We start from the raw sequence: 8,566 nt of genomic DNA on the forward strand, positions 1-8,566 counted from the left end.
TCTACCTTCGGCCCGTGCCGGGGCCACGGCTGCCGCGCAGGTTCACCTGGCTCCAGTCCCGCTTGGCGCGGAGCCTGAACCTGGCGAGAATCCGGCGCAGGCGCCCGGCGGACTCCCCCGCGGTGGCGAGGGAGGCCAGTGCCGCCGTCCAATTGCTCTCCACGACCTCGTCGCTGACCTGCTCGCCGCCGAACACGGCGCTGTCGACGGAAGCTGCTACCGGCACCAGCCGGTGCGGCGCCACGAACTCCGCGGCGTCGACGATCTCCCCGGTGCCGTCGGGGCTGAGCAGCTGGGCGGCCAACTGCGCTTCCAGGCTGACGGCCACCTGACGACGGCTCGACGCGCGTGGCACCTCGAAACCAAGCTCGGAAAAGCCGTCCGCCAGCTCGGACCAGGCTCCGGCGGCGCGTTCATCGCCGGTCCCCTTGGTTCGGCGATTGCGGCGGCGGCGGGACTTCAGCGCGGCGATGACGAGGAACGGGACACCTATCAGTATCAGCGGGATGCCGATCGAACCGATCACGATCCAGGCCCAGCCGGGCAACTCGAAGTCCTTGTCCTTGTCCTCGTCCTTGGTGTCGTCGATTTCGACGGCGGTCAGCAGGTCGTCGGCTTCGTTGTCCATGCGCGGGGGCTGACGCACCTGCGGCTGGGGCTCGGTCTTGGGCTTGGGGGTCTGGTCCTGCGGAACGTCAGTCTGGTCAGGGGTGGGGTAGAACGCGACCCAGCCGACGCCTTCGAAGGCCACTTCCACCCAGGCCGTCACGTCGGTTCCGGTGATCTCTACTGTGCCGGCGTCCTCGGGCACATCGGGCGCGAAGCCCATCACCACGCGGGCCGGGTAATCCAGGCTGCGGGCCATCAGGGCCATCGCGGCGGCGTACTGTTCCTCATCGCCCACCATCTGGGTGCGGGTGAACAGTTCGTTGATACGGTCGGCGCCGTGGCCGGCCCTGGACGGGATGCCGTCAGAGGCCAGGCCGTGGCTGAGGAACCCCTTGGTCTTGAGCGCCTGTTCGATCGCCCGGAGACTGTCGATGGGAGTGTCGGCCGTGCCGGCGTACTCGATGGCCTTGGCCACGACGACGTCGGGGATGTTCTCGACCGCAGGCTGGGTGACGTCGGCGACGGGCACGTCCTGGAGGTCCTCATCCCGGTAGGTCTGCTGCAGCATGGCGTTCACCGTGTACTCATAACCGGGTTCGACACCGGTGGTGAGCACGGCGGTGCCGCTGTCGGCGTTGTAGCGCAGGGTCTCGGCCTCCTCCTGGCTGCCCGCGTCGTCGAAGTCCACGGTGGCCGGATACCCGATCACCGGCAGCCAGACGTCTTCGTACCCGACGACGTCGACGGTGACGGTGCTGTTCGCACTGCTGGTGACCAAGGCCGGTTCGGGAATGGTGCGGCCCACGAGGCGGAAGCTGCCGGAGCCGTTCACCAGGGAGTCCGCGGCGGCGACATTCCACAGTTTGCCGTCGTAGGCATCCATACTCGCCAGCCGCAGGGTCTCTCCGGGCTGCATTCCGGTCACGGAGAACAGCGGGGTGTCAGCGAGGGTCTTGGTGAACTGCCGGAAGCCGGCCAACGGGCTCGGGAACTCGAGCGGATCGAACGGCGGCTGGATCTCCTCGCGCAGCACGAATCGGTCCTTGGTCTCCGGTGCCAGGACACCGCCGACGAGAGCGCCGATCAGCACGGCTCCGACGACCAGGGTGGCGGTGCCCAGAAGCTTGCGTCGCAGCAGCCGAGCTGCGCCCGCGGCATCCGCGCGTTCCACTTTCGTGCGGCGCCAGCCGATCCAGACGATGGCGACAACGGCGAAGGCCACCCCGCGCAGGCCCGCGTAGAAGGTCTTGTCGGTGCCCATCAGGATGCCGGTCAGGTACAGCAGGACCGGCCCGATCAGGAGAACACCGGTGCGCCAGACCGTGCGCCGGCGGCCGGGCAGCCACCGGCTGGCCAGCATGGTGCCGACCAGGGCGATCAACCAGGCCGCGAAGTAGGGCAGCACCGGCATGTAATACGGTGCTTCCACGGGCGTGCCGAGGGTGACGATGTCCTTCCAGCCGAAGACCGCGCCCAACGCCAGGCCGGCGGTGGACGAGATGCTGGGGAACACGCCGAGCAGGGCTTCGCCGGGCATGGTGAACGGCGTGCCGAGCAGGAAGTACGCCAGGATGGCGGCGAGCACGCTGGTGACGACACCCAGCCGCAGTGCGTAGCCGAGCACGGCGATTCCGGTTCCCACGATCAGGCCGCCGAGGCCGGCGACCAGGAAGTTGTAGTCGCCGAAGGAGGTCTCCAGGCCCAGCACGCCCAGCAACGACAGCAGGCTCAGCACGGCGACGTCGGTCCAGGCAGCCCGCGGGAACGGCCGCCAGGCCGCGCGCAGTCCCGCCGGCCGGTCGGGGCGTGGCCTGGCTGCCGGCGCGGTCCTGGCCCGCGTTGTCGGACGGGGGCGGGTGAAGCGGCTCATCGGTGTACCCGTCGGAGAAGTTTGGGCAGGTCGGCCAGATCGCCGATGGTGACGACCGTGAGGCCGGACACCGTGGACAGCCGGGACTGCGCCCCGGGGTTGATACGGAACGCGAGGGTCGTGGCGTCCTTACCGAACAGGGTCTGCGCGGCCCGGAATTCGGTGAGGTCCATCAGCGAACCGGCGATGATCATGACCACGCTGGGCGGCGGCAGGCGCCGGGTGGCGGCCCGCGCGAATTCCCGCAGGCTCGGGAAGAGGCCGGACACGGCGTCAATCCTGGAGGTGTCGTCGAGCAGGGACACCGGGGTCGCGGTGCGCAGGGCGAGCTTCTCGGTGACCACGCTGAGGCCGGTGCCGTCGCGGATGATCTGCAGCGCCAGCGATGCGGTCACGGACACGGCGAGTTCGAACTCCTCGTCCGAGGCGTAGTACGCGGTCTCGGAGGTGTGCACGATGGTGAGCTGGGTGCGCCGGGTCTCTTCGAACTGACGCACCATCAGCTGCCCGGTGCGGGCGGACGTGCGCCAGTGCACATTGCGCAGCGGGTCGCCGGGCTCGTACGCGCGCAGGGCGTGGAAGGAGATGTCGTCGCTGGTGATCTTCTTGGTGACCTCACCCTCGAGGTCACGCATGAGGCCGGCGGCCGAGGAGGCGATCCGGGTGGTCACCGGGTGCACGAACAGCTCAACGGCCTCGGTCCAGCGCACGGTGCGCCGCATCAGGCCCAGCTGGTCACCGCGCACCGAGACGGCGGGGCCGGCGACGATCACGGCGCGGCGCTGGGTGGGCACGGCGAACAGCTCGTCGTGCACGGCGGCCGGTGCGAGCCCAGGGATGACGAACTCCGCCAGCCCGGTGCCGACGGGAAGTTCCATGCGGGCGGGCAGCAGGGCGCGCTCCCCCGAGTTCGTGACGGTCATCTGCCCCAGGGCCCGTTCGCCGGCGACGACGCGGTGCGGGTTCAGCTGCAGCTCGACGGCGTAGGTGGCCCGACCGATGATGAACGGCACGGCAACGAGCACGGCGGCCAGCAGGGTGGTCGCCAGGTAGGTGAATTCCACCCAGCCGAACACGGCGCTCACGATGAACGCGGCGACCGCGCAGAGCAGCACCAACCGGCCGGCCGGGCCGATCACATCGACGACGGGGCGGATGCGCCCCAGCACGACGGCGAGCACCTGGCGGAGCAACCGCCAGGCGTGGGAGGCACCGGCCCCGAGCGCGCGACCGACCGATCTCAGGGCGTGTCTGGCCGGTGAGATCCTGACGGGCCCGCGCTCGGAGGCCCGTCTCATGCTGCGCGGAAGGCGGGCGGGGCCACCTCGACGAGGATCCGGCTGACGATGTCTTCGGCGGTGACGCCGGCGAAGTCGGCTTCGGGGTCGACCATGATGCGGTGCGCGAGCACCGGGATGGCCAGGTCGCGGATGTCGTCGGGGCTGACAAAGGTGCGCCCCTGCGACAGGGCCCAGGTCTTTGCCGCCCTGGCCAGGGCGAGGGCGCCACGCATGCTCACGCCGAGGGTCGAGGACACGTCGGTGCGGGTGGCGGTGACGATCTCGTTGAGGTAGCCGAGCACGGCGGCGTCCACGAACACCTCGGACGCCAGCTGGGCCATGGTGGTGACCGAGCTGGACGCGATGATCGGCGTGATCCCGGCGTCCCTGGACCGGTTCGAGGAGTCCAGCAGCAGGGTGACGGCGGTGTCGTGATCCGGGTAACCGAGCGAGGTCTTGAACAGGAAGCGGTCGAGCTGGGCCTCGGGCAGCGTGTACGTTCCGGCCTGCTCGACGGGGTTCTGGGTGGCGATGACCATGAACGGGCTACCGACCTCGTGGCTGATGCCGTCGACGGTGACCCGGCCCTCTTCCATCACCTCGAGCAGAGCGGACTGGGTCTTGGGGCTGGCCCGGTTGATCTCGTCGGCGAGCACGATCGACGCGAAGATCGGTCCCTTGTGGAACTCGAAGAGGCCCTTGCCCTGGTCGTAGATGGTGACACCGGTGACGTCGGAGGGCAGCAGGTCAGGGGTGAACTGGATGCGCGAGTTGGTGCCGTCGAGGGTCTTGGCCAGGGCCTTGGCCAACACGGTCTTACCCGTGCCGGGGAAGTCCTCCAGCAGCACGTGGCCGTTGGTGAGCATCGCGGCGACAACGAGCCGGATCACGTGGTCCTTGCCGAGAATCGCCTGTTCGACGTTGCCGACGAGCTTGCCGAATGCCTCGGCGAACCAGTCTGCCTGTTCTTGTGTCACTGCCATGTGTGCTCCTTGATTGGATCTAGTGAGTTCATTACGGTGTTCCCCCGCGTGCGGGAAGCGAGTCCCAGTTGGTTATCGTGTCCGACCAGAAGACTTCCCCGCCCGCGGACACGAGGCGAACCCGAATCGAGTCGCCGTTGCGTTTGCCCAAACCGTTTTGAATCACCAGGGACCCGTTCGCCCCGATGCTGTAGCCCACCTCGGTCAGGCCGGAGTTGCTGCCGTTGACGAATGTCGATACCCGGTAGTTGCCCGGTTTGAAGTCGCGGTAGTCCACGCCGACGTAGTGGCATCCGGGGCAGTACGGTGCTGGCCCAGCCTTGAAGATGGTCGCGCTGGGCGGCGGCGGCGGCGGAGTCGGTTGCGGGGTCGCGGTGTCAGAAGACGTCCAGTCGCCACAGCCACGGGGGTTGCACGCCCGCACCCGGTACTGGTGCGGCTGGTCGATGGCTCCCTTGGCGGATGCCGCCCTGGTTCCGTTGGTGGTCCCGTTGGCCGCGGTCCCCTTGATCCACTCGTATTCGTAGCTGCTCACTCCACGGCCGCCGTTGCTGCCGGGAGCGGCCCAGCTGAGGCTGAGGTCTCCCGTGCCCGTCCCCGGCGCCTTGAGGGTGGCACTGGCCGGCGCTCCCGGCTTGCCGTACGGGGTGACGGTGGGGCTCGAGGCCGACGGGGTGGAGTCGCCGAGAGCGTTCCGGGCGGTCACGGTGAAGGCGTAGTTGGACCCGTTGGTCAGGCCGGTGATGTCGTGGGTGCCGGCGCTCTTCACCGTCGTGGAGCCGCCGCCCCACCGGATGGTGTAGTCGATGATCTCTGAGTTGTTCGACGACGGGGCGGTGAAGCTCACCGTGGCGCTGCCGTCGCCCTCGACCGCGGTCGGCGCCTTGGGGGCATCCGGGTTGTTGCGGATCACGAAGGTGATCCTGGCCTTGGTCTGGCGGGCCGGGTCGCCGGTGGCGTCCTTGATCGTGTAGACCACCGTGAGAGTGCCGGTGGCGCCCGAGCCGGTCTTGATGGTGACGTCGTTGCCGGTGAACGCGACGGATGCGGAGCCGACCTGCTGTTCGATGACCGCGCCGATCACCACGAGCGGCTTACCGTCCTTGGCGAAGGGGTTGTAGTCGTTGTTGAGCACGGGCACTGTCTCCGAGGTGCTCGGCCGGGTTTCGATACCTGCGCCGTTGGGGCCGGCATCGTCGACGGCCTGGGGAACGGGACGGGTGGACGAGACAACCGTCACCTCGATCGAGCCGGGGATGGTGAATTCCTTGTACGTGACCGAGAACGTGAGCTTCACCTTGGCGCCCGGTTGGGTGCCCAGCGGTGAGGAGATGGTGAGGTCGGCTCCGGCGAGGGTCGCGGCGACGGCGCCGCTCGTTCCGCTGAGCGATCCGTAGCTGACCCTCTGGATGATGTCGGGGTTGGGGTGTCCGGTCGAGTTGCGCAGGTTCACGACCTGCGCACCCTCGCCGGCCTCCACGGTGACCTTGGACGGGGTGAAGGTCGGAGCGACGTCCTCGAAGTTCGGGTCGCCGACGGTGATCGGGATGGTGAGGGTCGCCTGGTTGCCCTTGGGGTCCCCGGCACCGGTCCCGTCGGTCACCACGAAGGTCAGGGCGGCGGGCCCTCGGTAATCGGCCGCGGCCACGAAGCTCAGTGACGTGGAGCCGTTCATGGCGTTCGAGCCGTCGCTGTTGGTGGCGGTAGCGCTGAGCAGCACGGCGGGGCGGCCGGAGGGGACCTCGACGATGTCGCTGAGGGACCAGCTCTTCGAGCCGTTCATCTTGATGACCTGCGGGCCGATGTCCTTCAGGAAGGGCGGCGGGAAAACCTCTTCTTCCGGGGTCGGTTCGGCGCTCGGTTCGGCGTTCGCGGGATCAGACGGCTTCGGGGTGTTCGGCTCCGGCATGGCCGGCACGATGATGAACGCCGTGGCACTGAGCTTGTCGACCTCGTTGGTGAGCCTGTAGGCGATCGCCTGACGTTCGAAGGTGGGCTCGACTCGCACGACGCCGTTCGACTGGATGGCGCCAGAGGCGGCGTTGGGTCCCTCCAGGCTGATGACCAGCTCGTCGATCAGGCCGCTCGGGTTCTCGGCTCCCTCGAGCGCGTCGATGTCGACGGCCTGGCCGGCCTGAATCTCTTCGGGTTCGACGAGGTGGTCGATCGCCACGGGGTACTGAGCCTTGGCGTCCTCGGTGACCTTCACCTGAATGAAGGCCGTGTCGGCGCCGCCGTGCCCGTTGGTGATCTCGTAGCGCAGGGTGTATGTGCCCTCCTCGGCGGGCGTTTCCACGATGACGCGACTGCCCTCGACGGTGGCGATGATGCCGGGATCGACCTCGGGCAGCTTCTCGGAGAGGGTGAGCTTGTAGCCGTTGGGGTCGGAGTCGTTGAGCACGACCGGGATCGATCCGGTGCGGCCCGGCTTGATCTCGATGGCGTCGTCGATCGCGCTCGGCGCCAGCAATTCGACCGGGCGAGGGATCACGCCGATGCGCACGGAGCCTTCGGCGGTGGCGCCCAGGGTGTCTTCGACCTGGTACGTGAAGACATCCGTGCCCGCCGTGCCCGGGTAGGCCTCGTAGATGAAGAAATCGCTGCCCGCCTCGACGATCCGGCCGAGCTCCGGGGCGCTGGTGACGTCCTTCAGGTACACCGAGTCACCGTCGGGGTCGATACCGTCCAGCGGCACCTGCACCTTGATGGTGGATTCGGCGAAGGTGCGCATGGTCAGCGGCAGCGGGGTGGGCGGCCGGTTGTTCTTGTCGTCCAGGGCGGTGACGGTGAACCGCACCGTGGCCGTCGCGGTCTCGGCGAATGCGTCGCTGATGCTGTACACGACACTGTAGGAACCGGCTTCCTGGGGAGCCTGGTAGCGCACCCGGTTGCCCGTGACGAAGGCCAGGCCGCCGACATCGGCGGTGTCGGCCAGGTCGGGGGCGACCGTCATGGTGGCGGAGTCGGGGTGGTAGTCGTTGTCGAGCACCGCAACGGAGACGATGTCGCCGGCGCGCACGCTCACCGAGTCGTCCACCGCGACGGGAGGCTGGTGCTTCACCAGCGGCGGCACCGGCACGACGGTGACTCCGGCGGTTGACGTGCCGTCGCCATCGCTGATCGTGTAGGTGAACTGCACCTGCTCGGTGAGCGCGGCGGCCGCGGTGACGCGCAGCACGGTGTTGGTGAGGATCTCCACGGTGACGAGGTCCTGCGTCGCGGTCAGGTCGACGGACTGCACGGCGAGGACCCGGCCGCTGGGTGAGACGTCGTTGTCGAGGACCGGGATCATCACCGGTTCGCCGGCGCGCAGGTACGCGGTGTCCTTGACAGCGATCGGCGGTTGCACGTCGTCGGGGTTCTCCAGCACGTCCACCCGGATCAGGCCGACGCTGGAGGTGGCGCCGGCGCCGAGGCTGTAGGTGAAGACGTAGCTGCCGGCCTTGTTCGCGGAGACGGCCACGGTGCCGCGCTCGAGGTTGGGCACGGCGGTGAGGTCGTTGGGCACTTCGTTGACCCCGATCAGGGCCAGCGGCGCACCGGAGGGGGTCACGTCGTTCTTGAGTGGTTCGATCAGGGCGGTCTCGCCCAGGAACACGGTGGTGAAGTCCGGAGTGCCGATGGGGTTGAGGCTGCCGGGCGCCTTCACGTCAACGGTCAGCACGCCGGTGGCGGTGAGCAGCCCGTCGGAGATGACGAACTGCACCTCCTTGACTCCGAGTTCGGCGGTCTTGGATTCGAAGGTGACAAAACCCTCGGGGCCGAACCGCACACCGTCACCGGTGGTCGGCGAGGCGGAGACCAGGTAGATGTCGTCGCCGTCG

5 protein-coding genes and 1 pseudogene are annotated in these 8,566 nt (G+C 68.5%); 1 reads left to right on the plus strand and 5 read right to left on the minus strand.

The features are described 5' to 3' along the window. Position 1: 1 nt before the first annotated feature. From E3O57_RS10240 to E3O57_RS19240, 4 genes are read right to left on the minus strand one after another with little or no spacing between them, the layout of a single operon-like run. Complete coding sequence (locus tag E3O57_RS10240) at positions 2–2,479, minus strand: transglutaminase domain-containing protein (protein ID WP_103460419.1); 2,478 nt, start codon at positions 2,477–2,479, stop codon at positions 2–4. After that, a complete protein-coding gene (locus tag E3O57_RS10245) occupies positions 2,476–3,777 on the minus strand; it encodes a DUF58 domain-containing protein (RefSeq protein ID WP_103460418.1) in 1,302 nt (433 codons plus the stop codon). The genes E3O57_RS10240 and E3O57_RS10245 overlap by 4 nt, the downstream gene beginning before the upstream one ends. Continuing rightward, positions 3,774–4,742, minus strand: a complete 969-nt coding sequence (locus E3O57_RS10250) for a MoxR family ATPase (protein WP_104166791.1) — start codon at positions 4,740–4,742, stop codon at positions 3,774–3,776. The genes E3O57_RS10245 and E3O57_RS10250 overlap by 4 nt, the downstream gene beginning before the upstream one ends. 31 nt (positions 4,743–4,773) lie before the next feature. Beyond that, on the minus strand, positions 4,774–5,589 hold the full coding sequence (locus tag E3O57_RS19240) for a fibronectin type III domain-containing protein (protein ID WP_370289985.1): 816 nt from the start codon (positions 5,587–5,589) through the stop codon (positions 4,774–4,776). On the opposite strand from E3O57_RS19240, the gene cas5 reads away from it, so the two are divergent. Next, positions 5,549–5,716 (plus strand): CRISPR-associated protein Cas5, encoded by a 168-nt coding sequence (gene cas5 / locus E3O57_RS19245; RefSeq protein ID WP_370028271.1) that lies wholly within the window; start codon positions 5,549–5,551, stop codon positions 5,714–5,716. The genes E3O57_RS19240 and cas5 overlap by 41 nt on opposite strands. Positions 5,717–7,035: 1,319 nt before the next feature. Here the strand turns inward: cas5 and E3O57_RS19250 are convergent. Then, a pseudogene (locus tag E3O57_RS19250) lies at positions 7,036–8,034 on the minus strand (Ig-like domain-containing protein); the annotation flags it as partial. Between the last annotated feature and the right edge of the window lie 532 nt (positions 8,035–8,566).

The sequence above is a fragment of the Cryobacterium sp. TMN-39-2 genome (assembly GCF_004402745.1).
Lineage (GTDB): Bacteria > Actinomycetota > Actinomycetes > Actinomycetales > Microbacteriaceae > Cryobacterium > Cryobacterium zongtaii.